24 protein-coding genes and 4 tRNA genes are annotated in these 26,649 nt (G+C 68.2%); 13 read left to right on the top strand and 15 right to left on the bottom strand.

The annotated features are described in order from the left end of the window. Window positions 1-10 precede the first annotated feature (10 nt). Window positions 11-1,297, top strand: a complete 1,287-nt coding sequence (locus TA3x_RS05910; protein ID WP_435019227.1) for a hypothetical protein — start codon at window positions 11-13, stop codon at window positions 1,295-1,297. 14 nt (window positions 1,298-1,311) lie between these two features. Continuing rightward, the gene (gene deoC, locus TA3x_RS05905; protein ID WP_435019225.1) at window positions 1,312-2,064 is read left to right on the top strand and encodes a deoxyribose-phosphate aldolase; all 753 of its coding nucleotides are present in this window, start codon (window positions 1,312-1,314) and stop codon (window positions 2,062-2,064) included. Between the two features lie 18 nt (window positions 2,065-2,082). Here deoC and TA3x_RS05900 read toward each other — a convergent pair. The 5 genes from TA3x_RS05900 to TA3x_RS05880 all read right to left on the bottom strand — a co-directional run bounded on the left by TA3x_RS05900 (window position 2,083) and on the right by TA3x_RS05880 (window position 7,588). Further along, a tRNA-Pro gene (locus TA3x_RS05900) sits at window positions 2,083-2,157 on the bottom strand. Between the two features lie 190 nt (window positions 2,158-2,347). Then, complete coding sequence (locus TA3x_RS05895) at window positions 2,348-3,034, bottom strand: hypothetical protein (protein WP_435019223.1); 687 nt, start codon at window positions 3,032-3,034, stop codon at window positions 2,348-2,350. Window positions 3,035-3,379: 345 nt separating this feature from the next. Continuing rightward, window positions 3,380-4,267, bottom strand: a complete 888-nt coding sequence (locus TA3x_RS05890) for a ParB/RepB/Spo0J family partition protein (protein ID WP_435019221.1) — start codon at window positions 4,265-4,267, stop codon at window positions 3,380-3,382. A gap of 322 nt (window positions 4,268-4,589) precedes the next feature. Then, window positions 4,590-5,942 (bottom strand): nicotinate phosphoribosyltransferase, encoded by a 1,353-nt coding sequence (locus TA3x_RS05885; protein ID WP_435019219.1) that lies wholly within the window; start codon window positions 5,940-5,942, stop codon window positions 4,590-4,592. Continuing rightward, window positions 5,939-7,588 carry an ArnT family glycosyltransferase gene (locus TA3x_RS05880; protein WP_435019217.1) on the bottom strand — a complete coding sequence of 550 codons (1,650 nt, stop codon included), beginning with the start codon at window positions 7,586-7,588 and terminating at the stop codon, window positions 5,939-5,941. Before TA3x_RS05880 ends, TA3x_RS05885 begins: the two co-directional genes overlap by 4 nt. Before the next feature lie 241 nt (window positions 7,589-7,829). On the opposite strand from TA3x_RS05880, the gene TA3x_RS05875 reads away from it, so the two are divergent. After that, window positions 7,830-8,768 carry a histone deacetylase family protein gene (locus tag TA3x_RS05875; protein ID WP_435019215.1) on the top strand — a complete coding sequence of 313 codons (939 nt, stop codon included), beginning with the start codon at window positions 7,830-7,832 and terminating at the stop codon, window positions 8,766-8,768. Then, window positions 8,765-10,120, top strand: coding sequence for a dicarboxylate/amino acid:cation symporter (locus TA3x_RS05870; RefSeq protein ID WP_435019213.1), 1,356 nt, complete (start codon window positions 8,765-8,767; stop codon window positions 10,118-10,120). Before TA3x_RS05875 ends, TA3x_RS05870 begins: the two co-directional genes overlap by 4 nt. On the opposite strand, the gene TA3x_RS05865 is transcribed toward TA3x_RS05870, so the two are convergent. After that, window positions 10,102-10,176 (bottom strand) — tRNA-Glu (locus TA3x_RS05865). The genes TA3x_RS05870 and TA3x_RS05865 overlap by 19 nt on opposite strands. Window positions 10,177-10,332: 156 nt before the next feature. Here TA3x_RS05865 and TA3x_RS05860 point away from each other — a divergent pair. Next, window positions 10,333-10,902: a DJ-1/PfpI family protein gene (locus TA3x_RS05860; RefSeq protein ID WP_435019211.1), complete on the top strand. Its 570-nt coding sequence runs from the start codon at window positions 10,333-10,335 to the stop codon at window positions 10,900-10,902. A gap of 23 nt (window positions 10,903-10,925) precedes the next feature. Here TA3x_RS05860 and csrA read toward each other — a convergent pair whose 3' ends face one another. The 4 genes from csrA to TA3x_RS05840 all read right to left on the bottom strand — a co-directional run bounded on the left by csrA (window position 10,926) and on the right by TA3x_RS05840 (window position 12,501). After that, the gene (gene csrA / locus TA3x_RS05855) at window positions 10,926-11,147 is read right to left on the bottom strand and encodes a carbon storage regulator CsrA (protein WP_435019209.1); all 222 of its coding nucleotides are present in this window, start codon (window positions 11,145-11,147) and stop codon (window positions 10,926-10,928) included. 209 nt (window positions 11,148-11,356) lie between these two features. Beyond that, the gene (locus TA3x_RS05850) at window positions 11,357-12,100 is read right to left on the bottom strand and encodes an RNA polymerase sigma factor (RefSeq protein WP_435019208.1); all 744 of its coding nucleotides are present in this window, start codon (window positions 12,098-12,100) and stop codon (window positions 11,357-11,359) included. A gap of 209 nt (window positions 12,101-12,309) precedes the next feature. Beyond that, window positions 12,310-12,382 (bottom strand) — tRNA-Arg (locus tag TA3x_RS05845). A gap of 45 nt (window positions 12,383-12,427) precedes the next feature. Beyond that, a tRNA-Arg gene (locus TA3x_RS05840) sits at window positions 12,428-12,501 on the bottom strand. Between the two features lie 98 nt (window positions 12,502-12,599). Between TA3x_RS05840 and TA3x_RS05835 the strand changes: the two genes are divergently transcribed. From TA3x_RS05835 to TA3x_RS05815, 5 genes are all read left to right on the top strand, one after another. Then, entirely contained in the window at window positions 12,600-13,379 is a 780-nt protein-coding gene (locus TA3x_RS05835; protein WP_435019206.1) for a 3-ketoacyl-ACP reductase, read from the top strand. Window positions 13,380-13,520: 141 nt separating this feature from the next. After that, window positions 13,521-14,819, top strand: a complete 1,299-nt coding sequence (locus TA3x_RS05830; RefSeq protein WP_435019204.1) for a serine/threonine-protein kinase — start codon at window positions 13,521-13,523, stop codon at window positions 14,817-14,819. 264 nt (window positions 14,820-15,083) lie between these two features. Further along, a complete protein-coding gene (locus TA3x_RS05825) occupies window positions 15,084-15,653 on the top strand; it encodes an elongation factor P (RefSeq protein ID WP_435019202.1) in 570 nt (189 codons plus the stop codon). A gap of 158 nt (window positions 15,654-15,811) precedes the next feature. Next, entirely contained in the window at window positions 15,812-16,354 is a 543-nt protein-coding gene (locus tag TA3x_RS05820) for an RNA polymerase sigma factor (RefSeq protein ID WP_435019200.1), read from the top strand. 18 nt (window positions 16,355-16,372) lie between these two features. Next, window positions 16,373-18,949 (top strand): YfbK domain-containing protein, encoded by a 2,577-nt coding sequence (locus tag TA3x_RS05815; protein WP_435019198.1) that lies wholly within the window; start codon window positions 16,373-16,375, stop codon window positions 18,947-18,949. A 196-nt stretch (window positions 18,950-19,145) separates the two neighbouring features. On the opposite strand, the gene TA3x_RS05810 is transcribed toward TA3x_RS05815, so the two are convergent. The 5 genes from TA3x_RS05810 to recO form a co-directional block, all read right to left on the bottom strand. Continuing rightward, window positions 19,146-20,408 carry a glutamate-5-semialdehyde dehydrogenase gene (locus TA3x_RS05810; RefSeq protein WP_435019196.1) on the bottom strand — a complete coding sequence of 421 codons (1,263 nt, stop codon included), beginning with the start codon at window positions 20,406-20,408 and terminating at the stop codon, window positions 19,146-19,148. 109 nt (window positions 20,409-20,517) lie between these two features. Further along, the gene (gene folP, locus TA3x_RS05805) at window positions 20,518-21,360 is read right to left on the bottom strand and encodes a dihydropteroate synthase (protein WP_435019194.1); all 843 of its coding nucleotides are present in this window, start codon (window positions 21,358-21,360) and stop codon (window positions 20,518-20,520) included. Further along, window positions 21,354-21,878 carry an LPS assembly lipoprotein LptE gene (gene lptE, locus TA3x_RS05800; protein WP_435019192.1) on the bottom strand — a complete coding sequence of 175 codons (525 nt, stop codon included), beginning with the start codon at window positions 21,876-21,878 and terminating at the stop codon, window positions 21,354-21,356. The genes folP and lptE overlap by 7 nt, the downstream gene beginning before the upstream one ends. Window positions 21,879-21,959: 81 nt before the next feature. Then, on the bottom strand, window positions 21,960-23,270 hold the full coding sequence (locus TA3x_RS05795; RefSeq protein ID WP_435019190.1) for a tetratricopeptide repeat protein: 1,311 nt from the start codon (window positions 23,268-23,270) through the stop codon (window positions 21,960-21,962). 3 nt (window positions 23,271-23,273) lie between these two features. Further along, entirely contained in the window at window positions 23,274-24,020 is a 747-nt protein-coding gene (gene recO, locus TA3x_RS05790; RefSeq protein WP_435019188.1) for a DNA repair protein RecO, read from the bottom strand. 290 nt (window positions 24,021-24,310) lie between these two features. Here recO and TA3x_RS05785 point away from each other — a divergent pair, with 290 nt between their 5' ends. From TA3x_RS05785 to TA3x_RS05775, 3 genes are all read left to right on the top strand, one after another. Next, window positions 24,311-24,475 (top strand): hypothetical protein, encoded by a 165-nt coding sequence (locus tag TA3x_RS05785; protein WP_435019187.1) that lies wholly within the window; start codon window positions 24,311-24,313, stop codon window positions 24,473-24,475. 151 nt (window positions 24,476-24,626) lie between these two features. Continuing rightward, window positions 24,627-25,457 (top strand): DedA family protein, encoded by an 831-nt coding sequence (locus tag TA3x_RS05780; RefSeq protein WP_435019186.1) that lies wholly within the window; start codon window positions 24,627-24,629, stop codon window positions 25,455-25,457. 326 nt (window positions 25,458-25,783) lie between these two features. After that, window positions 25,784-26,593 (top strand): hypothetical protein, encoded by an 810-nt coding sequence (locus tag TA3x_RS05775; RefSeq protein WP_435019184.1) that lies wholly within the window; start codon window positions 25,784-25,786, stop codon window positions 26,591-26,593. The last annotated feature ends 56 nt before the right edge of the window (window positions 26,594-26,649 follow it).

Below are 26,649 nucleotides of genomic sequence, written 5' to 3'. Positions count from 1 at the left end.
CGAGGACGAAGTGAGTGGTTCGCTGGTGGCCGACCTCGGGGTTGGACCGGAAATCTGGCTCTTCATGACGTTCCTGTCTTGCATGACCTTGTTCTTCAAGTTCAGCCGTTTCTGGAGCGTGCGCAACCTCGACCTTTGCCTGATCTTCGCGATGGCCCCGGGCATGCAACTCCTGGTGGGGCACCGATCGGCGTCCTCGCTCTGGGCCTTCGTGCTGCTCTTCCTCGGGTCGATGCTCTGGCTGGTCCGATGTTTCGTCGACCTCGGGCTGAGCCGCCGGCCGTTGCTGGAGCCCAACCTCAACGCCCCCGGGCTGGCGTGCCTGGTGATCGGCGTGGTCGGCCTGTTCATCGCCGAGACGGTGAGCCTGCCCGTGGGCGAAGGGGCCAAGCGGAATCCCGCCGATTCGTCGGCGGGGCAGCGGGCCGACCCCCCGCATTTCGACTCGACCGTCGTCGACGAGACGGTCGAGACCATGATCCAGATCGCCCCCCTGCCCCGCTCGCTGGTGGAAAAGCCGAGGCCGGTGGTCCTACAACGGGTCCTGGCCTGCCTGGCCCACCTGGCCCTGGTGGCCGGGATGATCCTGGTCGGGGTGCGCCACTTCGACCGGCCGATCGCCGGGCTCGCCGCGGCGGTGTGCTATCTCCTGCTCCCCTACTCCCGGTTCGCGCTGGTCGATACGGGGCAAGTCGTCCCGGCCGCGTTGATCGTCATGGCCCTGGTCTTCTACCAACGCCCCGCGCTGGTCGGGGCCCTGATCGGCCTGGCGGCCGGGTGGATGCCGGCGTGCCTCGGCCTGATCCCGCTGTGGGCCGGCTTCTACCGCAAGCGAGGGCTTCTCCGATTCACCTCGGTCGGGCTGGGCGTGGTGCTGCTCTGCGGGTTCCTCGGGATGGAATGGACCAGCCTGGCGACCTGGGCGCGGGCGCTCGGGGCCCGGAGCCTGGCGGAGGCCGGCCTGGTTCCCAACGTCGTCGCGCCGGTGACCGGGAGCTTCTGGTCGGGATTCGAGCCGAGCTTCCGCCTGCCGGTCCTGATCGCCTACCTGTTCCTCGTGATCGGGACGGCCTACTGGCCTGCCGAGAAGAACCTGGGCGAGTTGATCTCGCTGTCTGCGGCCGTGCTGATCGCCAGCCAGTTCTGGTATCTCGACGCCGGCGGGACGCTGATCATCCTCTACCTGCCGCTGCTCGTGCTGATGATGTTCCGGCCGAACCTGGCCGCTCGACGCCCGGCCCTGCGGCACCGCCGGTCGCTCCGCACCGTCCAGAAAACCCTGTTCCCCGGCGACTGAATCGAAGCACCACCATGAATCTCAGCTATGAATTGATCGCCGGGCGGATCGACCATGCCCTCCTGCTGCCGACGCTCACGCCGGCTGAGGTCGAAGCCGGGTGCCGGACGGCCGAGGCATACGCGGTGGCCAGCGTCTGCGTCAAGCCTGCCGACGTCGCCTTGGCCGCCCGGGTCCTGGACGGGAGCCGGGTCAAGGTCGGCACGGTGATCGGGTTCCCCCACGGCGGCCAGGCGACCGCGGTGAAGCAGTTCGAGGCCCGCACCGCCATCCAGGACGGTGCGGTCGAACTGGACATGGTGATCAACATCGGTTGGGCCCGGGCCGGGCTCTGGGACGATCTCGCCGGGGAGATCCGGTCGATCGCAGACCTCTCCCATGAGGCCGGGGCCATCCTCAAGGTGATCTTCGAGAACTGCTATCTCGACGATGACCAGAAAGCCCGCCTCTGCGGGATCTGCGGCGAGGTCGGCGCGGACTACGTCAAGACCTCGACCGGCTTCGGGTCGGGCGGGGCGACCGAGGCCGACCTGATCCTGATGCGGGCCCACAGCCCGGCACACGTAAAGCTCAAGGCCGCCGGGGGGATGCGGGACCTGGATGCGGCCGTCCGATTCATCGAGATCGGATGCGACCGGCTTGGCACGAGCAAGACCGTCGAAATCCTAGACTCGCTCAAGGAGAGGTTGGGAGCATCGGGCAATGATCGCCCGGATGTTTCCCGTGAAACGAAGTCCGCCCCCATCGCCCCGGGGCAGGACTATTAATAGGCGAGCGACGGGCAATCGGGGCGACCAGATTCGAACTGGCGACCTCCTGCTCCCAAGGCAGGCGCGCTAGCCAGGCTGCGCTACGCCCCGTCATCGCGATTGATGTTACATGTTCATCGGGATCGGGTCAAGACGGACGGGACGATGCGGCGGCGGGACGGATGGACCGCCCCGTTTCCCCCGCTCTCGATCCCCTGCCCTGACGCAGCCGATCACGGGCCGACTCCCGCCGTCGGGAGTCGTGTCCTCGGGAGAAGATCGACTTCAGGAGCGGATCGGATCAGGCCGGTGAGGGGGTCGCCTGGATCGGCCAGGCCAGGTCCAGTCGCCAGGCATCGGACTCGCTCAGGGTCGCCTTGCCGCCATGAGCTTCGATGACGCGCGTGATCAGCGGGAGGGCCCACGCATCGGTCTCGGCGGCGGGAGGCGGGCTGGACGCGAACCCGTTCGGATGCTCATGCCAGTTCACCGAGGCGATGCCGTACTCCACCCGCCAGCCGAACTGGACCGTCGACCCGGGCTCCATCCTCCGCATCCGCCAATCCCAGAGCAGGTCCAACGCCTGCCCCAGCCGATCGGGATCGAACAGGGCCACGGCCCGCTCGGTTGGCGGGGCGCAGACGAAATCCACGTCGAGATCGATGGCCCGAGCGATCCAGCGCGGCATCCGGTCCTGGATCAGCAGGTCGAGGCCGAGCGAGGCGAGCGACAGCGACATCGGCCGGCAGAGTGTCTGGATCAGGTCGATGGAACGTTCCAGGACCGCATACCGATCTTCCAGGACGCCCAGGTCGGTGGCGGAAGCCGGGGGGACCTGGCGTTTCGCCAGGTAGATGCACAATTTCAGGCTATTGAGTCGGTTGCGGCATTGGTGGCAATACTCGCCCATGTGCTCGTAGACGAATTGTCGCAACGTTGCATCGCTCACGATCCCCATCAGATGATGCGTCAAATCGTGTCCACTCATGCGGGAGCATCCTGCCCTTCACGGATTGGCCAGGGGTCGATCTCTGATGTCAACGCGGCGGATCGAGGTTGGAAAGTCGACGGCACATTTCGCGGATGCCTGCTCGACCCGGGAGACCTCTCACAAGAATTGTGCCGCAGATCCTATCGCGTCGCCCGGCCCGTGGGAAGCTTCCCGATTCTTTCCAGCAGATCGAAAAAACAGGTCGGTTGAAAACATCTGCCATGGAGCCGAGTCGTGCAGGTTCCCATTTTCTGAGGGTGCTCGATACCTAGGGGAAGCTGAGATGACAGGCCCTCCCCCCGCGGCACCGATACGAGCCGACGGGGGGCCGGGCCGGAGGGGTCAGCCGCCGCGGATCATGGAGACCACGCGGTCGTATTCATCCTGCGAGTTGTAGTCGATCACGATCTGCCCGCGTTCGATCCCCCGGGGCTTGATCAGGACCGAGGTCCCGAAGCGGTCCTTCAGGTGGGCCTCCAGCTCGATCACGTGGGGGGCCTTCGCCGTCGCCGGGCCGTGGGCCGCGTCCTTGCGGACGCGTGGCTTCGAGGAGGTCGGCTCCCCGGTCGCCACCAGCGCTTCGGTCTGGCGGACCGACAGCCGCTCGTCGATGACCCGGAGGCAGGCGGCGATCTGGGCGTCGGGGTCGCTGATCCCCAGAAGTGCCCGGGCGTGGCCCTGGGTGATCGACCCGTCCAGGACCGAGGCCTGGATCTCCTCGGGCAGGTCGAGCAGCCGGATCAGGTTGGACAGGGTCGACCGGTCCAGCCCGAGCCGCTTGGCCAGGACCTCCTGGGTCCCGCCGTAGGTCTTGAGATAGTCCCGGAACGCGATCGCCTTCTCAATCGCGTTGAGATCCTCGCGCTGGAGGTTCTCGACCATCGCCAGCTCGGTGACGCGGCGATCATCGAGATCCATCACGCGAGCGGGGATCTCGGAGAGATGGGCCTCCATCCCGGCCCGGAGCCGGCGCTCGCCGGCGATCAGTTGGTAGCGGTCGCCGACCGCGCGGACGATCACCGGCTGGATCATCCCATGCTGGCGGAGCGAGTCGGCCAGCGCCGTGATCTCGGCCGGATCGAACTGCCGGCGCGGCTGGAACGGGTTGGGGTCGATCAGGCCCACGTTGATCTGGATCAGGTCGGCCGATTCGATCGAGGAGGGTTCGGAACCCCCCTCGCCCATGCCGAGCAGGGAGTCGAGCCCGCGTCCAAGGCGTCGCTTATTCACGATCGGAGGCCTCCGTGAGAATGCCGTCGTCCCCGGGCCCATCCGTGGGCCTGCGGGGTCGATCCAACACGCGGCGGCGCGGCCTGCCCGGGTCGGGGACGGCGGGCGCCGAGGGCGTGCGATCGGGTGGGAGTCGGTCGGTGGAGACGATCGAGGTGGGTGTCGAACGGTGATGGGCCCGCTCGCTCCGACCGGGACGCCCGGCCCATCGGGCGGGCCGATCCAGGATCGCCGGGAGCGGGCGCGGGGAATCGTAGCGACCCCCCTGCCCCCTGTCCAGTTCAAGTTGGGCCCGCCCTCAGGAGCTTCGGGCCGGGGACACTCAGGCCAGCCCGAGCCGCGCCGCCTCGGCTTCCAGGAGGTCGCTGTAGGTGATCGGATAGGAGCCCGACCCTTCGAGGGCACGGAGCGAATCGGGCAGTCCCTCACGCTCGGCCCGCGCCCGGTCCCGGATCGCTTGCAGGCTCGGCCAGGGCCGCACCAACTCGCCCCCACGGAGGATGGGTTCGAGCAGCGATCCGACCTCGGCGGGCTCGGTCGCCGCGATCACGTGGTCGCCGGCGAATCGCCCCTGCCCGTCCCGGCTGCGGATGACCTGCTTGCCGAGCGGGTAGGTCTTCTTCCCCGACGCCTTCTTGATCCGCCCGGCCCCTCCCAGTTCGACCAGCTTGTAGACCATCGAGATCGCCGGCGCGTCGCGCGAGGTGATCAGCTCCGTGCCGACCCCGAACGCATCGATCGGCGCCCCGGCGTTCACGAGGTCGGCGATCTTGAACTCGTCGAGGTCGTTGCTGACCAGGATCTGGACGTCCCGCCGCCCGCGCTCGTCGAGGATCTCACGGGCCCGTCGGGTCTCGGCCAGCAGGTCGCCGCTGTCGATCCGGATGGCCCGGATCGGCGGCTCGATGTCGGCCGCGTTCCTCACCCCCTGCGGGATGTCGTAGGTGTCCACCAGCAAGGTGGTGGCGTCCGGGAAGTGCCGCGCGTAGGCCGCGAAGGCGCCCGGCTCGTCGTCGAAGGCCTGGACCCAGGAATGGGCCATCGTGCCGAAGGCCGGGATTCCCAGGCGGAGCGCCGCCTCGACGTGGCTGGTCCCCGCGAACCCGGCCAGGTACGACGCCCGCGCGTTGAGCAGGGCGGCCTGCGGCCCGTGGCCCCGGCGTGCCCCGAAGTCGACCACCGGCCTGCCCCTGGCCGCCTCCACGATCCGCGACGCCTTCGAGGCGATCAGCGTCGGGTAGCCCATCATCGACAGGACCAGCGTCTCGATCAGCTGCGCTTCGGCCAGGGTCGCCTCGACCCGGAGCAACGGCTCGTTGGCGAAGACGATGGCCCCTTCGGGGATCGCCCAGAGGTCGCCCCGGAATCGGAACTCCCGGAGCGCATCGAACCAGGATCGATCGATCCCCGCGAACTCGGGCCAGGCCCGGATCGCCTGGACCTGCTCCTCGGAGAATCGGAGGGTCCGCACGGCCTCCACGGCCTGCTCCAGCCCCGCCATCACGAGGTACGATCGATCGTGCGGCAGCTTGCGGACGAACATCTCGAAGGTGGCCCGCCTCCCGGCGATCCCCTCGGCCGCATAGCCCGCCATCATCGTCAGCTGGTACAGGTCGGTCAGCGTGCCCAGGGCGGCTGGGTCGGGCCACGGCGATCCGGACGGTTCGCGATTCATCGGAGGGATCCTGCACGCCTGGGGCGGAGCAGCAAGAGGGGGGCCCGACGCATCGCCGACGCGGACGCCTCGGAGCGCGGTGCGTCGGGATGGACGTCGAGCAGCGTGGGGAGCGAAAGCGAAGTCATCTCGGAGGCGACGACCTCCCAGCGTTCATCCAGTTCGGGAGGCAGACTCGTGCTCTCCCCCGGGCCGCCGGCGATCCCCGAGTCGTACAGCCCCCAGATCCCGGGGCCGGACGGCCGGCTCATCGCTTCGAGCCCATCCCGGGTCCGGAGGGCGATCCGGCTGCCCAGGTAGAATGTCACCGATGGGCGACCCAGGAAATCCAGGGCCGTCACATCTTCGGGGAGTCGGGCGGACAGCCGATCGACGGCCAGCCGGACCGAATCCGAGGGATCGAACAGCCCGGCGATCGCGTGGGATCGCGTCGCGAGCGAGGCGTGCGACCCGAGGCAACCGACGCAGACGGCCACCGACCAGGCGATCGCGGCCGGGGTCCACCGTGCCGGTCGCCCCGGTGAAGATTCACCAGGCTGGGGGCCTGATTCGGAACGAATCCCGATCGGGACGACCGACCCCATCCACCCGGCCGTCAGGATCCAGCCCAGAGCATGGAGCGGGAGCCAGAGCCGCGCATAGGGATGATAGAACGGGGTGAGGATCGCCAGGACGGCCCATGCCACGCCGAGGAGCCTCACGCCCGGGGCACGATCGCCAATCCGTCGAGGGAGGGTGCCCAGCGCGATCCACCAGGGAAGGTTCGCGAGGATCGGGCCGAGGACGCCCCCCAGGATCGGTCGCAAACGCCCCCCTGCACCGTTTCGATCTCCCGCGACCGCCGAAAGAACGAAGATCGCCGCCAACCCCCACCCGGCCAGCCCGAGCGACCAGCCGCCGGACAGGGCGATCGCCTGCCGGAATTGCTGGTCGAGGTGCCCTGGCCACAGGTTGGCCCCGCCCAGGTAGGATCGCTGGTGCCGCAACAGCCCGGCGTACCCCCCATGGTTCTCGACGAACCGATACCAGGGCAAGACGACCAGGCTGGCCACGGCGGCGGCGAACATCCCCCAGCCGAACACGCGCAGCCATCGGGACGGCCGGCGCTCCTCGGGTTCGGCCACCAGCCCCGCCAGGGCCGCCAGGGCCACGATCGCGCCGGCCAGCCACCCGTTGTACTTGACCTGCTGAGCTAGCCCGACCGCCATCCCGAGCCGGATGGCCCGCCCCGGCCCCGGCCGCTCCAGGAGCATTTGACCCGCACCAAGCGCGACCAGCCAGGCCAGGAGGAACGAGACATCCGTCAGGGCCATGCGGGAGAACGCGACGTGCGCCCCGGAACTGGCCGCCAGCGCCGCCGCGGCGAGCCCGGCCCTCGGGCCGAAACTCCGGCCGGCGACCCAGGCGACCGTCGGGATGGTGGCGACCCCCACGACCTGCGAGACGGCGATGGCGGCGAAATCCGACGCCCCCAACACCCCATACGCCATCCCCACCAGGATGACGAAACCCGGAGGCGCATAGGGGATCAACCCTGGCGAGATCGCCCCGATCCCCCCCGGGCTCAGCGACCAGAGGCCGGCCAGGGCGTAGATCCCCTCATCGAAGTGGGTCAGCCCCAGGCGGCCCAGGCCCCAGCCTCGCAAGATTGCGCCGAGGCAGGTCAACCCGCCCAACGACGCGAGGTATCGACGGGAGGCGCGTCGAGATTCAGGGGTGGGAATGGATGTCATGGGGGCCGATCATACTCGCGAAATTCGCCGGTCTCATCCCCCTCGCCCGGATTCGTTCCACGTGGAACGGGTGGCCTGTCTCGCCGCTGGGGCCACGCTATAATGACGCCCACCCGGCCCGGACCGCAGGCCCCGCCACCTCCGAGATTGAGACATGGTCGAACTTTACACCGACGACAGGATGCTCGATCACGTCCCGAACCCGGGCCATCCCGAGAAGCCCGAGCGGCTCCGCACCATCCTCCGCGAGTTGAAGCGAAGCGGGATGCTGGATCGATTCCCGTCCCATCCGGCCCGACTGGCCACCGACGCGGAGTTGCTCCGGGTCCACACCCCGGCCCACCTGGCGGACATCACCCGGCAGGTCGCCGCCGGCGGAGGCCAGGTCGAAGAGGATACCTGGATCTCGCCTCTGTCGGAGGTCGCCGCCCGGCTGGCGGCGGGGGCCGCCGTCGACGCGGTCGACAGCGTCATCGCCGGCAAGACCCGGCGGGCCCTGTGCCTGGTCCGACCCCCCGGGCACCACGCCCTGCCCGACCGGCCGATGGGCTTCTGCCTCTACGGCAACGTCGCCGTGGCGGCGGCCGATGCCGTGCATCGGCTAGGGCTCGACCGGGTGCTGATCGTCGACTGGGACGTGCACCACGGCAACGGGACGCAGGACATCTTCTACGAGGATCCGCGGGTGGCCTTCTTCTCGATCCATCGCCATCCGTTCTATCCCGGAACGGGACTGGGCGACGAGACCGGAACTGCGCGCGGGCTGGGCACCACGAAGAACGTCCCGTTACGCGCCGGGATCGAGAGACGACATTACTTGGACGCCTTTCGAACGCAGCTCCAGACGTTTGCAGACGCGATGAAGCCGCAACTCGTTCTGATCAGCGCCGGCTTCGACGCCCATGCCGAGGACCCGGTCGGCAACCTCGGGCTGGAGACCGAGGATTTCGCCGTGATGACCCGAGACGTGATCGAGGTGGCGAACCAGCATGCCGGGGGCCGATTGGTCAGCGTGCTGGAAGGCGGCTACAACGTCTCGCGGCTGGCCGGTTGCGTGATGGCCCATCTCGAAGGACTCGGTGACCACGCATGACCAGCCAACCGGCCGAGCCATCCTCGGCAGATCGTGACGCACGCTCCCGCCTCCCGCGCATCCCGGTGGTCGCCCGAATCCTGATCGGGATCGCGCTCGGCGTCCTGGCGGGCGAAATCCTCGGGGATCGGGCCGCGCCGCTCGCCCGGATCGGCACGACGATCCTCGACGTCGTGAAGGGGCTCGCCGGCCCGCTCCTGTTCTTCGCGGTCCTGGACGCTTTCCTCCGGACCCGGATCCGCGGCCGCGATGCCCGCACGATGGTCGCGATCTCCGCCATCAACGCCACGATCGCGGTCGTGATCGGGCTGACTCTGTCCAACGTCTTCCAGCCGGGCAAGAGCTTCCACCTGGCCCGCTCGTCGGCCTCGGCCGCCGTCTCCTCGGAGTTCCGATCCATGCGATCCCAGATCGCCCCGGATCGGTCGATCGACTTCACCCGGGAACTCCTGAGCTACATCCCGACCTCGCTGGTCCGGCCGTTCGTCGAGAACTCGATCATCACGATCGTGATCCTGGCCGTCCTCGGCGGCGCGGCGCTGCGGGTCGTGAAGGACGAGCAGATCCGCAATGACGAGGATGGATACCGATCGCTGGAAAATTCGATCGTCGCCATCTATCGCGGGCTGGAGATCGCCCTGGGCTGGATCGTCGCCCTGATCCCGCTGGCGGTCTTCGGGGTGGTCGCCAAGGCGGTGGGGAGCCACGGGTTCCGATCCTTCGGCGGGCTGATCCCTTATGTCGCCATCGGGATCATCGGGCTCTTGATCCAGAATTTGATCGTCTACCAGGGGTGGATGATCTTCGTGGCGAAGATCTCCCCGAGAAAGTTCTGGATGGGGGGGCGGGAGGCCCTGGCCACGGCGATCGGCACCGGGTCGAGCCTGGCCACGCTGCCGGTCACGCTGCGGGCACTGGACCGGATGGGGGTGTCGGCCCGATCGGCCCGCCTGGCGGCCTGCGTGGGCACGAACCTGAACAACGACGGGATCCTGCTCTATGAGGCGATGGCGGTCCTGTTCGTCGCGCAGGCGATCGGGGTCGAGATGCCGCTCGGCCAGCAGGTCGTGGCGTCGATCGCGTGCATCTTCGCCGGGATTGGCATTTCGGGAGTGCCCGACGCGGGCCTCATCTCGCTGCTGCTGGTCCTGAAGACGGTCCAGCTGCCGGAGGCCGAGGTCAACAACGTCGTCCCGTTCTTGCTGGCCGTGGATTGGATCCTCGGCCGATGCCGCTCCACCACCAACGTGGCGAGCGATCTCCTCGTGGCGGTCCTGCTCGACAGGACCAGAAGCACAGTGCCGTCACTCGAAGATCAGGCGGAGGAGGATAGTGACCCCAGCGGGATTTGAACCCGCGTTGCATGCGTGAAAGGCATGTGTCCTAGACCAGGCTAGACGATGGGGCCGTGTGCCAGTCGTGAAGTCAATTTAGCGTGCCTCGGGCCCCGGGTCAAGGGTGGACCGGCCCGACTTTCGGATCGGGGTCGTACCCTTGCAAGATGGTGCCCGAATCGATAGGTTGATCCCTCAGCCGCCACGTCACTCCATTCCGGGACAGGTCGATGCGACGAGTTTTGATCCTGACCGGCGATGCCGGCGAAGCCCTCGAAATCCTCTATCCCAAGTTCCGGCTGGAGGAGGAGGGTTGGGAGGTCGCCATCGCGGCCCGGGAGAAGCGGCCCATCCTGACCGTCGTCCACGACTTCGAGCCGGGGTTCGACACGTATACCGAGAAGCCGGGCTACCGCGTGGCCGCGGACCTGACCTTCTCGGAGGTCAAGCCGGCCGAATACGACGCACTAGTCTTGCCCGGCGGTCGGGCCCCGGAGTACCTCAGGAATCGCCCCGAGGTGCTGGAGATCCTCGGCCAGTTCCTCAAGACCGGGAAGCCGATCGCGGTCACCTGCCACGCGCCGCTGATCCTGATCGCGGCAGGGGCCGTGGCCGGGAAGTCGATGGCCTGCTATCCCGAGCTCGCGACGGATCTGGCCGTCGCGCAGGCGAGCTTCGTCGATCAGCCCGTCGTCATCGACGGGCCGATCATCTCGGCCCGCGCATGGCCCGACAACGGACCCTGGATGCGGGAGTTCATCCGGGCAGTCAGGGAACGCGAGGCGGTCGCGAAGGGTTGATTCTCGGAGGGAAGTTGGCCGACTCAGTTCGGCTCATCTTCCTTCGGAGGACCCACGGGCATCGGTTCGACGCTCAGGTTGCGCTGATTCTGGATCGCCTCGTAGACTTCCTGCCGATGCACGGCGACATCTTTCGGCGCATCGATGCCGATGCGGACCTTGTCGCCACGGACTTCGACGATCGTGACCCGGATGTGGTCATTGATGATGATCGACTCATCCTTCTTCCGTGAAAGTACGAGCATCGCCGCTCCTCAAAGAAGCTGGTCAATCAATGGTGCAGCCGTCCCGCGTCCATCATCTCGCGTCAGTTCGCGAACGATAGATCAACGTTTGGTACAAGAACTGTATCGCGGGCAGGGAGCAGGTCAAGCGTCGGCGCAAAAATTAGACAAACGGGGAAGGCAAAGGGTCCACCAAAGTTGGGGCAAGGGCGTAGACTGGCGCGCCGGACTCACTCCGTAGAAACCCCGCTCGAATATTTCCGATACAGATGACCCAGCCCGAGGGCCTGGATTTCATCCTCGATATCTTGATCGGTCGCGGGGTGGATCGTCTCGCGCAGTTCGAGGATGAGCAGGTCGAAGAATTTCGCCCGGGCTCGCTGGAGCGTCTTCCGGAATGATTCCGGAGAGATGTTGACCTTGAACTGGCCGCTCAACTTCGCGGCGATCGCCTCGATGGACTCCTTGGGGAAGTCGCGGCGGAGCCGCAGGACCGACGAATACCGGTTATTCGGGGTGCTGGCCTCGTACGTTTCGAGCCGGAGCCAGGCCCGATTCAGCACGGCTTCTCGCCAGACGCGATCGTAATCCTCGTCGGGCACATCGGGGTCGAGCAGGTCGCCCGGCGGGAGGGCCTGGAGTTTCTTGGACCGGAAGTGATCGATGATCAGGCGATGGAGGACCGTCCTGAGATAGTCGCGGAATCGGCCCTTGTTATGGTCGGCGCCCGCCAGCTTGTGCCCGAGGAGCTTGGTCCAGAACTCCTGGAAGACCTCGTCCGCCAGGTTGGCATCGCGGAGCTTCAGCCGGAGATACCGGAGGATGGCGTCGTGATAGCGGCCGATCAGCTCCGACATCGCCGCCTGGCCCGCCGGACCCGGGGCATGGGCCAGCCGGATCATGGTCCAGCTGGTCTGCAGGTCGGTCAGGTGCTGACCCGGATTCGGCGAGGTCTTGTCTTCGGTGATGTCCATGACAGTCGCACACCCCGGGCGTTGCACCGCTTGACGGTGGTCGGGACCGGCCTCCGGCCGCTCGGCGGGCCCGAACGCGGTGGGTTTCACGTGGAACCGGGACGGCATCCACATTGTCTGCGTCACGGCCCCATCGGAATCGAGTCGGCCCCGGATGTCAAGTGTCGAGAGCGACATCCCGGCCGGTGATTCGGCCCGGTGGCCGCGATTACGCCCGGCAGGATTCGAACCTGCGGCCGACGGTTTAGAAAACCGTTGCTCTATCCGCTGAGCTACGGGCGCATGAAGGGAGAGGGTCGGCGTCGGATCGTCCGGAGATGAGAGGGATGCGCCCGGCAGGGTTCGAACCTGCGACCTGCGGTTTAGGAAACCGCCGCTCTATCCAACTGAGCTACGGGCGCGCGATCAGATGTCGATCGAGGATACGATTCTTGTCGCGAAGGCGGTATCCTGTCAACGGCGAAGGGCTGGGGATCGAGCCGTATCCGGGAGAACGACGATGGGCAACGAGCGGGTGGCCGTGGTGACCGGCGGTTCTCGGGGGATCGGCCGGGGGATCGTCTCCGAACTGGCCGCCCATCAATACTCCGTCGTGGTCAACTATCGCTCCGACTCCGGGGCGGCCGAGGAGGCCTGCCGCGAGGCCGAGCGACGCGGATCGCCCCGGGCCGTGGCCATCCGGGCCGACGTCGCCGACCTGTCGCAAGGCAAGGAGTTGACGCGTCAGGTCCTGGAGAGGTTCGGCCGGATCGATACCTGGGTCAACAACGCCGGGGTGGCGCCGGAGACCCGCCAGGATCTGCTCGCCCTCTCCCCGGACAGCTGGGACCGCGTGCTCGGGGTGAATCTCCGGGGGCCATTTTTCCTGACCCAGGCGGTTGCCGAGGCGATGCTCGATCGGGGCGACCCGGGCGACGGCCCCGGCCCGATGATCGCCTTCATCACGTCCGTGTCGAGCGAGTTCGCCAGCATCAACCGGGGCGAGTACTGCGTGTCCAAGGCGGGGCTGAGCATGGTGGCCCAGCTTTTCGCGGCGAGGCTGGCCGACCGCGGGATCCGGGTCTTCGAGGTCCGGCCCGGGATCATCGCCACCGACATGACCGGCGCGGTACGCGAGGCTTACGACCGGAGGATCGCCGACGGGCTGGTCCCGATCCCCCGATGGGGCACGCCGGAGGATGTCGGGCGGGCCGTGGCCGCGCTGGCGACCGGCGGTTTCCCGTTCAGCACGGGTGAGGTCATCCACGTGGACGGCGGCCTCCACATGCGACGGCTCTGATCGGCCGGGCCGGACGGCGCCTTCTCCGGTTGAAGTCCGCAAACCATCGCCCCACAATGAACGTAGAAGGTGCCGCACGGTCGGCGCGGTGTTCCGGCCCGCGCCGGGGTGTCGGATCGGTGGTCTGATCGAGGAGCGGGGATGAACCAGGCCGAACCGAGTCCCGATCCGCGACCGACGCTCCGGCTCGGCAGCTACCTCCTGCTCCAGCAACTCGGCTCGGGCGGCATGAGCTCCGTGTTCCGCGCGGTGCACGAGGAGACCGGGAACATCGTCGCGGTCAAGGTCCTGCCCGGCGACCTGGCCAAGAACCTGATCCTCCTCCAGAGGTTCATCCGCGAGGCGAAGAGCGCCGAGGCGCTGGACCACCCGACCATCGTGATGATCTACGACCGGGGGTTCGACCGCGGCCGCCACTACCTCGTCCTGGAATACGTCGAGGGGGGGGACCTCCAGGAACGGGTCCGGTCGGAGGGCCCGCTGTCGGTCGAGGACGCAACCCGGGTGATCCGGCAGACGGCCGAAGGGCTGAAGTACGCCGCCGCGAAGGGGATGATCCATCGCGACATCAAGCCCGCCAACCTGCTCCTGACCCCGGACGGGAAGACCAAGATCATCGACCTCGGCCTGGCCCTCCAGCTCTCCGATGAGGACGAACGGGTCACCCGAGATGGGACCACGGTGGGGACCGTGGACTACATGGCCCCGGAGCAGGCCCGGGACAGCCGCAAGACCAGCGTGCGAAGCGATATCTACTCGCTCGGCTGCACCTTCCATTACCTCCTGACGGGCAAGCCCCCTTACCCGGGGGGTAACCTCGCGGACAAGCTCACCCGGCACGTGACAGCACCCGTCGCCGATCCGTGCGTCCTCCGGCCCGACCTCCCCGAGCCGATCGGCCGCCTCGCCCGCCGGATGATGGCCAAGAAGCCCGAGGACCGTTTCGCCGACCACGATCACCTGCTGCGCAGCCTCGACGAGGCACTGGCGGACGCGGCCCATCCGATCGTCCTGGACGCACTGGTGGTCGACGACGACGATGACGAATACATCCGTCGCGACCGGCCCGACGAGCCGGAGTCCTCGGGGCGTGGGTACACCCTCGCCGAACTCGTCGCGCTGGACGACGAGCCGATCCGGCCTGGGGCAGGGCGGGTCGCCCCGGCCCAGGCGATCCCGGTGGTCTCGATCGCCGAACTCGCCGAACTGGACGGCCCGGGCGATGCCGACATGCCCGGGCCGAAGGTCTTGAGGCCGATGCGGCCCTCGATCGCGGCGATCCTGGAGGAGGACGAGCCGGAGGCAGCCCGTCCCCCGCTGTCGCGGCATCGGGGCGACGAGCTTCCGTTGAAGACCTGGATCATGGGCGGGATCATGGTCGGGCTGGCGATCGCCGCGATCGGGGTCGCCGCATCGTTCCTGATCTCGCTGGTGGCCTAATATCGCTCCTCCGGCGTGGCCGGGTCGTCGTCGCCGGCCGGAGAGACGGACGACGTCTTCAACTCCGAGTCGGGGATCGCCGATGGGCCCGAGATCCCGGGCCAACCCCCGCAATCCGCCGGGCCCCGGGGGCGAGGGTCGTTCGAACGGGCGGACGCCGGGGCGGGGCGGGGAATCGTGCGAGCTTCGATCGATCGGCGCCGCGACGTGGGGTAGGATGGTCGGCGAGCTTCCAACCCATCACCCCATCGAGGATGAGCCGCCGTGGTGCCCGCCAAGGATTTCAAGCGCCGGATGGTCGTCGAGATCGACGGCGCCCCCCACATGATCGAGCATATCCAGGTCCAGTCCCCCTCGGCCCGAGGCGCCGCGACGCTCTACAAGGTCAAGGCCCGGAACCTCAAGACGCGCAACCGGGTGGAGAAGAGCTTCAAGGGGACTGACGCCCTGGTGGAGGCCAGCTTCGAGCGCCGCCCGGTCCAGTACCTCTACCGCGACCCGGACGGCTTCCACTTCATGGACTCGGCCGACTTCAACCAGTTCTCGCTGAAGCCCGAGGACGTCGAGGACTTCTCCCCCTACATGACCGAGAACATGGAAGGGGTCGAGGCGCTGGTCGTCGACGAGGAGGTGATCGGCATCGAGATCCCCGACACCGTGGAGATGATGATCGCCGACACCGCCCCCGGCGTCCGCGGGAACTCGGCGACCGGCCGGACCAAGCCCGCCACGCTCTCCAGCGGGCATGTGATCCAGGTCCCGGAGCATCTCGACGCCAACATCCTGGTGAAGGTGGACACCCGGACCGGCGAGTACCTCGGCCGGTCCAACTGAGCCGGATGGCCTCCCGGGTTGTCACCACCGGGGCGGTGGCCGATGCCGCGCCGCCCCGAATCTCCCCGCACCGACGAATCTCGCGACCCGGTCCAAGAAGTCGTCGGCTCATCCGTTGAAGGGTGGGATGCGACACGATTTCTTGCCGAGCGAACGCCATGACGGGAAGCCCGACCGGCAACGAGGCCGACTGGATTCAGTTGGCGGTCTCGCGATTCCAGGGGCCGCTGATGCGGTACGCCGTCCGCCTCGTGGGGGACGCCGAGTCGGCGCGCGACGTCGTCCAGGACACGTTCCTGCGGCTCTGCGCGCAGGATCGGTCCCACGTCGAGCCGCGCCTGGCGGAGTGGCTCTTCACGGTCTGCCGCAACCGCTCCCTGGACGTCCTGCGGAAGGAGAAACGGATGACCCGATTGAGCGACGAACAGACGCTAGCCAGGCCCAGCCCCGACCCGGGCCCGACCGAAGTCGTCGAGCGCCAGGACACCGTCGTCAAGATCCTCGACCTGATGACGCTGCTCCCGGCCAGCCAGCAGGAAGTGATCCGGCTCAAATTCCAGAACGGGTTCAGCTATCAGGAGATCAGCCGGATCAGCGGCCACAGCATCGGCAACGTCGGCTACCTAATCCATGTCGGATTGAAAACGCTCCGGGGGAATCTCGCCGACCATCGGGCCACCGGAACTCCCATCCAAGCCTGAACCGAGAGGAGCCCGATCATGCCGTTCGACCCCGAAGACTACCGGATCACCGCCTACGCCCTCGGCGAACTCGATGACGCCGAGATGGCCGAGATGCGAACTCTGCTCGCCGACGACCCCGAAGCGGAGCGGGTCCTCGCCGAGATCCGAGCCACCGCCGACCTCCTGACGGCCCAACTCAAGGCCGAACCCACGCCCGAGATCGCCTCATCGATCCCCATGCCATCCGAGCCTCCGCCACGCCGCGCGTCCCGCCTGGGCTGGATCATCGCCAGCGGGGGGATCGCCGCCGGAATCCTCGGGCTGGTCGTGACGCTCACGCAGCGGGGCGATCGAGGTGAAGGTTCCTTGCAGGCCCGACTCGCGACCCCGTCGAGTGATGCAAGCGAGATGCTTCTGGCCCGGTCCGATCCGGGGCCCAACCCGGCCACGAGGGCACGCCCCAGGGTCGAGGCGGAGTCGCCCAAGGAAGCCGACGAACCGCAACTACCGTCGGGCCGATACATGCACGACGACGTCAAGTATTTCGTCCCACCGCCCGATATGCCCGCACCGGTCGCCCGGGAGGGTGCCCAGGGCGAAGGGGAGAGCCCGCCGATGATGGCCCGCGCCGCCGGCGGTGGCCAGCCCGCGCGAGGACGAATCCCCTCCGCCGCGGGGAACGCCGGCATGGGCATGGGCATGGGCATGGGCATGGGCATGGGGCAGGGCGGGGGAATGGGCGGGGCCGCGCCTTCTCCAGCCCCATCGGCTCCGGGTGCCGCCCAGCAGTCGTCCCGAGATGTGAACGAGAAGCGGATCCTGACGTACGGCAATGCGGACTACCTCCGGCCAAACACGGCAGTCGCCGAGTCGGAAGCCCTCGCCCGTGGGGCCGCAACCGGCCCGGGGGGCCAGGGAAATCAAATGTCCCTCGCTCCCGCGGCCCGTCCGCAGGCGCAGCCGCGTCCGGTCAGATCCCTCCGGTATGGGACGAACCTTGAGGAGGTGAAGTCTCTGGTCCCGGCCGATCCTCAGAAGTCGGGAACTTCCGCCGGCACGAACCTGAACTCGCTCCAGGATGTCGACCCTGCGATGCAACCCAAGGTCGATGCGAGATTCCGCGCGGAGGCCCCTCGCGAGCAGGACGCGGCCCGCTCGCCCCGGATGAAGTTGCAGAACATCGGCCCAATCGACCCGGCGCCGGTCCCTGAACTCAAGCAGGCCGAGGCTCGGGACGACAAGGGGATCGGCGGTGATGCCTTCCAGCCGATCCACGAGAACCCGTTCGTGACGACCTCGGAGTCGAACGTCTCGACCTTCTCGATCGACGTCGACACCGCCTCCTACGCCAACGTCCGGCGCTACCTGACCCAGGGCGTCCGGCCCCCGGCCGACGCGGTCCGGATCGAGGAGCTGCTCAACTACTTCACCTATCACGATCCCGCCCCGAAGGGGGACGAGCCGTTCTCGGCCAACGTCGAGATCGCCCGGTCCCCGTGGTCGAGCGATCATCGCCTGGCCCGGATCGGCCTGAAGGGCAGGGCGGTGGCCGCGGATAACCGGCCGGCCAGCAACCTCGTCTTCCTGATCGACGTGTCGGGCTCGATGCAGGACATGGACAAGCTCCCGCTCCTCAAGGCGGGGATGAAGCTCCTGGTCGACGCCCTCGGCGAGAACGACCGCGTCTCGATCGTCGTCTACGCCCAGGCCGAGGGGCTGGCCCTGCCGCCGACCCGGTGCGACCAGAAAGGGGAGATCCTGTCCACGCTCGATCAACTGCAGGCCGGCGGGTCGACGGCGGGCGGGAAGGGGATCGAACTGGCCTATGACCTCGCGGTCCGCCACTTCATTCCGGGCGGGACCAATCGGGTGATCCTGGCCACCGACGGCGACTTCAACGTCGGGATCAGCTCCAAGGAGGAACTCGACAAGCTGATCGAGGAGAAGCGCAAGACCGGCGTCTCCCTGAGCGTCCTCGGCTTCGGCCAGGGCAACGTCAAGCACGATCGGATGGAGAGCATGGCCGACAAGGGGAACGGCCAGTACTCGTACATCGACACCTTGAAGGAAGCCCGCAAGGTGCTGGTCGAGCAGATCGGCGGGACCCTGGTCACGATCGCCAAGGACGTGAAGATCCAGGTCGAGTTCAATCCGGACGAGGTCGCGGCCTACCGGCTGATCGGCTACGAGAACCGGATGCTTCGGGCCCAGGACTTCGCCGACGACACCAAGGACGCCGGCGAGATCGGCGCCGGTCTCTCGGTGACCGCCCTCTACGAAATCGTCCCGAGGGAGAATCGTCCCGCCGCCAACGACGGCTGGATGATGGACTTCCGGCTCCGCTTCAAGGCCCCGGATGGCGACGTCAGCCGGCTGGTCGAGCGGAAGATCGACGACGACCGCAAGGACTTCGCCGCCGCGTCCGACGACTTCAAGTTCGCCTCGGCGGTCGCCGGGTTCGGCCTGATGCTCCGCAACTCGGCCCACAAGGGGAGCCTGACCTGGCCGGTGGTGGAAGAACTCGCCGCCGGCCCCGCCGCCCGCGACGACTCCGGTTATCGCGGCGAGTTCCTCGGGCTGGTCCGCAAGGCGGCGAGCCTCATGGCCCGCTGAAGTCCAAACGAACCCAAGCCGATTCGGGCCGAGACGGGACGACGAACCCCACCCGGCCCGGTCCCGAAGTCAGACAAAACGAACCCAACCCGCCTCGGGTCGGGTTCCCCAAAACGAACCCAAGTCAGGCGAACGGCGACCCCACCCCCCCGGGCCGCCGTTCGCGTTTCACGTGGAACGGGCAGGGGAGGGCGAGTCACTCGCGGATCTGGCCGTCCCCCTGGACGACCCACTTGGTGGTCGTCAGCTCGCGGAGGCCGCAGGGCCCGCGGGCGTGGAACTTGTCGGTGCTGATCCCGATCTCGGCCCCGAGGCCGAGCTGGCCGCCGTCATTGAACCGGGTGCTGGCATTGACCATGACCGCCGCCGAGTCGACCTCGGCGACGAAGCGGCGGGCCGAGGCCAGACGCTGGGTCACGATCGCCTCGGTGTGCCCGGACGAGTGGCGGGCGATGTGGGCGATCGCGGCGTCGATCGAGTCGACCACGCCCACGGCCAGGATCAGGTCGAGGTACTCGGTGTCCCAGTCCTCCGGGCTGGCCGGGGTCATCGTCGAAACGAACCCAACGGCGGCGGGGTCGCCCCGGAGTTCGACTCCCTTGGATCCCAAGGCGTCGGCGACCAGCGGGAGGAAGGTCGGCGCGATGTCCCGATGGACCAGCAGGGTCTCGGCGGCATTGCACACGCCCGGCCGGTGGACCTTGGAGTTGAGCACGATCCGGACGGCCATGGCCGGGTCGGCGTCGGCGTCCACGTAGACGTGGCAGTTGCCGTGATAGTGCTTCAGGACGGGCATCTTCGCCTCGGCCACGACCCGGCGGATCAGGCTCTCGCCGCCCCGGGGGATGGCCAGGTCAATCCGGTCGGACAGGGCGAGCAGGTGCCCGACGGCGGCGCGGTCGGTGGTGGCGACGAGCTGGACCGAGGCCGGGGGGAGCCCACACCGTTCCAGCTCGTCGGCCAGGATCCGGTGGAGGGCACGGTTGGAGTGGATCGCTTCCTTGCCGCCCCGGAGGATTGCGGCATTGCCGCTCTTGACGCAGAGCGCCGCGGCATCGGCCGTGACGTTGGGGCGGCTCTCAAAGATCATGAAGATCACGCCCAGCGGGACGCGGATCTGGGCCACGTCGAGCCCGTTGGGCCGGCGGCTCGCCGTGATGGCCTCGCCGATCGGGTCGGGCAGGGCGGCGACTTCTTCCAGGCTGGCCGCGATCCCGTCGATCCGCTTGGCGTTCAACGTCAGCCGATCGATGGCCGCAGCGTTCAGCCCGAGCCCCGGCGCGGCGGCCACATCCTCGGCGTTGGCGGCGAGGATCTCGGGGGCACGCTCCCGGAGCGCCCGCGCCGAACGACGGAGCCAATCATCCTTGAGGGCCCCCGGCGCCAGTGCCAGCTTGCGCGAGGCCGCCCGGGCCCGGTCGGCCATCGCCGAGCATTCCTGCTCCAGTGGGTTCGTCATGCTCATGGTCCTGGGGACGTCTCCGGGGCGATCGTGCGGGGGCCGGTTTCTCTGGCCTCGCCCCCCGCCACGATACCTCGATGCCCTCGGGGGTGGCAATCGCGCTCGATCACCAACCGCCGCGCTGGGCGTTCCAGACGCGGAGCGCGTCGACGGTCATCCGGACATCATGGACCCGGACGATGTTCGCCCCCGCCGCGACCGCCGCCAGCGCCGAGGCCGCCGAAGCCACCCCGCGCCCGCCGACCGGCTGCCCGGTCAACTGGCCGAGGAAACCCTTGCGCGACGTGCCGATCAGCAGGGCACACCCCAGAGAGGCGAATTGTTCGAGGTGGCGGAGGAGTTCGAGGTTGTGCGCGAAGGTCTTGCCGAACCCGATCCCGGGATCGACGCTGATCCGCTCGCGCGGGATCCCCAGGGCTTCCGCCCGCGCGATCATCAGGGCGAGGGCGTCGCGGACCTCGGCGACGACATCCTTATATTGCGGGGCGACCTGCATGGTCCGGGGGTCGCCGGCCATGTGCATCAGCACCACGCCAGCGTCGGCCGAGGCGACGACGGATCCGAGTGCGGGGTCGGCGAGCCCCCGGATATCGTTGATGATGGAGGCCCCGGCGTCGATCGCCTCGCGGGCGACCTCGGCCTTGGTCGTGTCCACCGAGATCGGTATTGAGAATCGCCCGGCCAGGGCGCGGACGACGGGGATTACCCGCCGTCGTTCCTCGTCGACGGAGATCGGTTCGGCCCCGGGCCGGCTCGACTCCCCGCCGACGTCGATCAGGTCGGCCCCTTCCTCGATGAAGGACTCGGCCCGGGCCAGCGCCGCGTCGACCTCGGCCGCCTGCCCCCCGTCGGAGAAGCTGTCCGGGGTCGCATTCAGGATCGCCATCACGCGAGGGCGGGGGCCGTCCACCACCGCCCGCCCGCGGGCCATCCACGTCGGGCTCACCATGGCTCTTCCATCATGTTGACGATCTGGATGGCCAGCTTGTCGAAGCACTTGGCGAAGGCGGCCTGCGTCGTGTCGCCCAGCTCCGGGAAGAAGTTGAACATCTCGGAGACGACCGCCGGGTTGGTGTCCTTGCGGTCTTCCGGGGCCACCGTGTTGTCGGTCCAGGTCACCGTCGCGATCACGAGGGTGGAGAGCTGGCGCGGCAGGTTGACCGGGCTGGGGACGATGATGTTCTTGTCCGAGAAGTTGATCGTCCCGTCCAGCGTGGTGTCGGCGCCCTCGGGGGTGCCGACGACGTGGTAGGGGGTCCGGCGGCCGATCTCCTTGATCACGGCCTCCGTCAGCATCAGGTTGAGGTCGCGACGGAAGGTGACGGAGCGGAAGATCGGGACGTAGACGGTGCGGATGTTGGGATCATACGGGGGGCGGACCGTGTAGCCGCATCCCCCCCCGGAGACGGCGAACAGGGCGGCGATGCCGAGCCCGAAGGCTCTCCGGGTGGGCTTGTTGGGTCGCATCGTCGATTCCTTCCCGATGCCGTCGTTGGCGGCGGTTCACCCTGCTGGTCAACCCATCCGTGGGGGGACCGATCCTCGGAATCAATAAGGCGAGGCGCCCATGCCGCCCGCGCTGCTGGCCCCGCCCATGCCCGTCCCGGCCCCGGAGCTGGCGCCGCCGGTGAACGAGTCGGTGCTGCCGGGGAGGGTCATGATCTTGCTCGGCAGGCTCGCCTTGCGCGGGGCCTTGGCGATGGCGGCCATCTCCTTCTTGGCCATGGCGGCCCACTTGCTCTTGGGCCACTTCGCCATGACCATGCCGAACTGGTACTCGGCCGAGGTCGGCTTCATCGCCCGGACGTAGTACATGCCGGCCTCGAAGACGCTGGCCGCCTCCTCATCATTGATGAGGTCGAGGGTGTGGTACAGATCCTTGGATGCGGCGACGTCCTCGGGGTAGTTGACCATCGCCTGCTTGACCATCTCGCGGGCGGACTCCAGGCCCGTCTTGTCGTACTTGGGCCCGAGGTAGCTCTTCATCTTGGCGTCGATGCTCGACCGCATCGCCCGCTCGCGATACTCGCTCTTGGCGTGGTCGGCGACGAGCTGGTCGTAGTACAGGGCGGCGGATTCGTAGTCGCCGATCGTGTGGTAGTGGTCCGCCATCCGCAGCACGGCGACGTCGGAGAGCGGCCCCTTGCTGTCGTGGAGCCGGACCTGCTCCAGGATCTTCACCGCGTGGCTGTCGGAGTCGACCATCGGCATCTGGCCGGTGAACCGGGCGGTGAAGGGGAGGGGCTTGGCCTTGGGGTCTTCCGCGGCCAGCCAGATCTGGGCGATCTGGTACTCGCGGGCCACGACCTTGTCGAGGTACTTGGGCTCCAGCCCCGGGTTCTTCTTCACCAGGGTCTCGAAGCTGTTATTGGCGTCCACGTACTTGCCGAGCTGGAACTGGCATTCCCCGGCGTAGAACAGGGCCTGCTGATACCAGGGGGAGGTCCCCTTCTTGGACTCGCGATTGGCGATCTTGTTCAGCAGGGGGAGGGCCTCGGCGTACTTGCCGGCCTCGAACACCTTCATGGCGGCCGCGAGTTCGGCGTCCAGCTCGGGGTTGGCGGCGACCTTGGTCGACTCCCAGCCGTCGGCGCCGAGGCGGATCGAGGGGCCGTTGACCTCCGACGCATGGGGGGTGCGGTCCCCGGTCAGCCATCGGCCCAGGAGCGACGGCGTCTGGTTGCCGGTGGGCTTGGGGGCCCCCTGGCCATAGGCGGGGTCGCCGCTCAACCAGCGGGCGATCGGCCCGGCCTCCCCGGTGCCCCCGATGGCGGCCAGGATCGTCGCGACGGCCAGCCCGCGGCGGGCGGCGGCCGCGATCGCGGGGCGGCGTCGGGGATGTCGTGGATTCTTGGCCATCATTCAGACTCCCAGGTAAGGCAGGAGGCGGGGCCGCCGGCCAATCGCATGGCTGATCACCGCGCCCAGGGTCGCCCGGAGCGGGGGCAGGTCGGACTCGTCCCAGTCCAGGTCGCGCCAGGCGGGGCCCGGCGCGGCCAGGGCCCGGATCGCGGCCAGGGTCCGCCCGCTCAGGGTCGCCACGTGGGGCTGCCCCGGCCGGCAGCCGGGGCAGAGGATCCCGCCCGTCGCCAGGCCGAACGCGAAGCGATCCCCCTCGGCGATCACCTCGACGCCGCAGTGGGCACACTCGTCCAGCGAGGGCATCAATCCCATCTCCCTCAGGCACGCCAGCTCGAAACGGGCCAGCCGCCTCGGCCGCAATCGGGGCTCGCCCAGATGCCGCAACGTCACCAGGGCCGCGTCGAACAGGCGAGGGTGGGGATCTTGGAAGTCGGTCAGTTCCGACAGCAGCTCGGCGATGTAGTAGCCGGCATACAGGGCCGCCAGGTCGCGGCGGAGGGGATCGAACCGTTCGACGGGCGTGGCCGCGATGATGAGGTCCAGCGCGTCGGACGCCTTGTGCAGCAGCACGATATCGGAAACGCCCACGAGGTCAAGGCCACCCTGCATCGGCGACTTGAGCCTTCTTGCCCCCTTGGCCAGCCCGGAAATCTTCCCGAGTTCGCGGGTGAACAAAGTCGCGATGGTGCTCGTTTCAAAGACATCCGAGGATCGGATCACCAACGCCAGGGTCCGGACCGCCGCCATCGCATCGCCTCCTCCCCCGGTCGGGTGCCGGCCGGCTCCGGCGGAATCCGCCGCCGAGGCTGGTCACGACCCTGACCGCAGGCGTACAATACAAAAGATGGGCGGTCCTCCCCCGATGCCCGGCGCGACTCGGCCGCGTGCCGGTGCCGCGGGTCGACGGCGGTGAATCTGTCGACCCGGCCGGAAGAATGCCGAAGATGTTGTCAGCGATCGCCGAAAAGCCATGAGCCTTCCCCGGCGATCTCCATGCCGAGATCACGTCCCATCGGACCCATTCGGGAGACCGAGTTATGATCGGATCAGGGGCCATCGTCAAGTCGATCGCTCGCGCGGCCGATGCCGCCGTCCGGGCGGCGGAAAGCCGGCTCGCCTCGGTCGCCGAGGCGCTCGTCGGTCGTCGCCGCAAGCCCGCACTGGTGCCCATCCCGGTCCGCGCGTCGGGCCGATCTCGCTGACCGATCTCGGACATCCGGGCGGACTCCGTTTTGACGATCCGCCCGCGATATGGTACCAACGACGGGGACGACCCGGGCGCATCGTGTGCCCGGGTCGTCCCCGTCGGCATTGCGCCGATCGCCGTCGCCGAGGTCGAACCGGGAGCCGATCTTGGCGGACGCCCTGATCCAACATTTCGGATATTTCGGCATCTTCCTGGTCCTGGTCCTGGGCGGGCTGGGCCTCCCGGTCCCCGAGGAGGCCCCGATCATCCTGGCGGCGATCCTGGTCCGCAAAGGGACCATGCTCTGGCCGCCCGCGCTGATCTCCTGCCTGTCGGGCGTCCTGATCGGCGATTTCATCGTCTTCTTCCTGGGCTACTTCTACGGCGAGAAGGTCCTGGGCTTCAAGCTGACCCGCAAGTTCCTCACCAAGGAACGCGAGGCGCAGATCAAGGGATACTTCCACCGTCACGGGGTGAAGATCCTGGTCCTGGGCCGGTTCGCGGTCGGCTTCCGGACGGCCGCCTACCTCACGGCGGGCATCCTCCAGCTGCCGGTCCTCCGCCTGTTCCTCATCGACCTCTGCGCCGCGACCTTCAGCACCCTGCTGATGTTCGGCCTCGGATACGCCTTCGCGAGCAAGGTCGAGGAGGGCTTCAACGACGCCAAGGCCTACATCACCCCCGTGATCGGCCTGGCGTTGGCCATCTGGCTCCTCCATCGCTACATCAAGGGACGGCTCCGCGCCGGGAAGCTGGTCGGCCCACCGGTGCTGATCACCGCGGACGACCAGCCGCTGCCGCCCGACGACCTCCACGCCATCCACGAGCCGACCCCCTCGCCGGAGGCCGTCGCGGTCGAGGAGGCCGAGGTGACTGTGGTCGTGGTGTGCGAGGAGGTGGTATCAGCACCGGTCTCGCCGAGGATCGCCGAACGCGATTGCCCCGAAGAGGCCCAAGTCCTGCCGGGGTCGTCGCTCGCGCCGGAGCGGCTCTCCTGACCGGCGATGGCCGGCCATGGATCGAAAATTCCCGTGTTGACCCCGATCGAAACCGCGGGTACCTTCCCGACACGCTGACCGGGCGAGAAATTCTTGAGGATTTCTCCCCCGGATTCACGGCCCCCTCGGGGGCCAGTCCAGGACGCTTCGATTCCGTCCACCAGCCGTCGTCGATCGGGGACCGACCGGACGTGCCGCATCGCGGCGAGTCCGGCCCGAGGGAATGACCCGGGGAGACCCCCCGGACAGTGGGCTCACGGATTGGGTCCGCTGGAAGGGGTTCGACGGACGAACCCTCCTTGATCAACCTTGGAAGATCGAGATAGATGAACAAGCTGACCTTCGCGCTCGCCCTGACCCTGGCATCCGTCGCTGCCCCCAACCTGCGGGCAGCCGCGTTGAAGCCCCAGACGCTCGCCACCCCCGAACTGACCGCCTCGCAGTTCTCCGAGCTGTTCACGGCCAAGTCGGACCCGATGGCCTCGACCTACCAGTTCGCCAACTACGGTAGCAGCCCCACCGGGACCATCTATTCCCAGGTCTTCGAAGGCAAGGACGGCACCGCCGCCGCCGGCCTGTTCGCCTACGCCTACCAGGTCGGCGTCAACAACGTGAACAGCGAGGACGATCAGTCCGTCCCCGCCCACGTCAACAGCCTGTCGTGGCGGTTCGACGCCACCCCGATCAAGACCTCCTTCTCCTCGGACGGCGACGGCAACCCCGTCGATGCCTACACCTACCTGGTGAAGGACGGCCAGATCGGCGGCCTGGTCCCCCCGCAGGCCGGCACCGGCACCGAGATCCAGGCCCCGACCGCCCTGAGCTGGCGGCCCGACTCCTCCAAGAAGTTCGGCTCGATCGTGGCGACCTTCGCCAATGACGAGACCAACCCCCTCCCCGCCGGGGCCGATAGCGCCACCCTGGTCGTGATCAGCAAGCAGCCGTTCACCGCCGTCGGTGCCGGCATCCTGAGCGACTCGCCCACCACGGGCACCGTCCCCACCGTCTACACCGCCACCGGCGGCGAAGTGAACCCGGTCCCGATCCCCGAGCCCGCCACCTTCCTGGCCTGGGCCGGGATCATCGGCGGGGCCGCCGTCGCCCGCCGCGTCCGCCGCAACCGCGCCGCGGCCTGAGTTCTCCCGAAACCGGGATGAAGCACACGGGCGGGCGTCGGGGATCACTCCCCGGC

It is taken from the genome of Tundrisphaera macrotermitis (genome assembly GCF_051175315.1).
Classification (GTDB): domain Bacteria; phylum Planctomycetota; class Planctomycetia; order Isosphaerales; family Isosphaeraceae; genus Tundrisphaera.
This window is presented reverse-complemented; position numbering and strand designations above follow the sequence as displayed.

What these genes read in the sequence shown, in the direction of transcription:
- deoC (WP_435019225.1), top strand. Translation starts at nt 1,312, where the DNA reads ATGAATCTCAGCTATGAATTGATCGCCGGGCGGATCGACCATGCCCTC.
- csrA (WP_435019209.1), bottom strand. Translation starts at nt 11,147, where the DNA reads ATGCTCGTACTTTCACGGAAGAAGGATGAGTCGATCATCATCAATGAC.
- TA3x_RS05815 (WP_435019198.1), top strand. Translation starts at nt 16,373, where the DNA reads ATGCCGTTCGACCCCGAAGACTACCGGATCACCGCCTACGCCCTCGGC.
- TA3x_RS05785 (WP_435019187.1), top strand. Translation starts at nt 24,311, where the DNA reads ATGATCGGATCAGGGGCCATCGTCAAGTCGATCGCTCGCGCGGCCGAT.
- recO (WP_435019188.1), bottom strand. Translation starts at nt 24,020, where the DNA reads ATGGCGGCGGTCCGGACCCTGGCGTTGGTGATCCGATCCTCGGATGTC.
- TA3x_RS05850 (WP_435019208.1), bottom strand. Translation starts at nt 12,100, where the DNA reads ATGGACATCACCGAAGACAAGACCTCGCCGAATCCGGGTCAGCACCTG.
- TA3x_RS05810 (WP_435019196.1), bottom strand. Translation starts at nt 20,408, where the DNA reads ATGACGAACCCACTGGAGCAGGAATGCTCGGCGATGGCCGACCGGGCC.
- lptE (WP_435019192.1), bottom strand. Translation starts at nt 21,878, where the DNA reads ATGCGACCCAACAAGCCCACCCGGAGAGCCTTCGGGCTCGGCATCGCC.
- TA3x_RS05775 (WP_435019184.1), top strand. Translation starts at nt 25,784, where the DNA reads ATGAACAAGCTGACCTTCGCGCTCGCCCTGACCCTGGCATCCGTCGCT.
- TA3x_RS05875 (WP_435019215.1), top strand. Translation starts at nt 7,830, where the DNA reads ATGGTCGAACTTTACACCGACGACAGGATGCTCGATCACGTCCCGAAC.
- folP (WP_435019194.1), bottom strand. Translation starts at nt 21,360, where the DNA reads ATGGTGAGCCCGACGTGGATGGCCCGCGGGCGGGCGGTGGTGGACGGC.
- TA3x_RS05870 (WP_435019213.1), top strand. Translation starts at nt 8,765, where the DNA reads ATGACCAGCCAACCGGCCGAGCCATCCTCGGCAGATCGTGACGCACGC.
- TA3x_RS05885 (WP_435019219.1), bottom strand. Translation starts at nt 5,942, where the DNA reads ATGAATCGCGAACCGTCCGGATCGCCGTGGCCCGACCCAGCCGCCCTG.
- TA3x_RS05830 (WP_435019204.1), top strand. Translation starts at nt 13,521, where the DNA reads ATGAACCAGGCCGAACCGAGTCCCGATCCGCGACCGACGCTCCGGCTC.
- TA3x_RS05820 (WP_435019200.1), top strand. Translation starts at nt 15,812, where the DNA reads ATGACGGGAAGCCCGACCGGCAACGAGGCCGACTGGATTCAGTTGGCG.
- TA3x_RS05835 (WP_435019206.1), top strand. Translation starts at nt 12,600, where the DNA reads ATGGGCAACGAGCGGGTGGCCGTGGTGACCGGCGGTTCTCGGGGGATC.
- TA3x_RS05860 (WP_435019211.1), top strand. Translation starts at nt 10,333, where the DNA reads ATGCGACGAGTTTTGATCCTGACCGGCGATGCCGGCGAAGCCCTCGAA.
- TA3x_RS05895 (WP_435019223.1), bottom strand. Translation starts at nt 3,034, where the DNA reads ATGAGTGGACACGATTTGACGCATCATCTGATGGGGATCGTGAGCGAT.
- TA3x_RS05795 (WP_435019190.1), bottom strand. Translation starts at nt 23,270, where the DNA reads ATGGCCAAGAATCCACGACATCCCCGACGCCGCCCCGCGATCGCGGCC.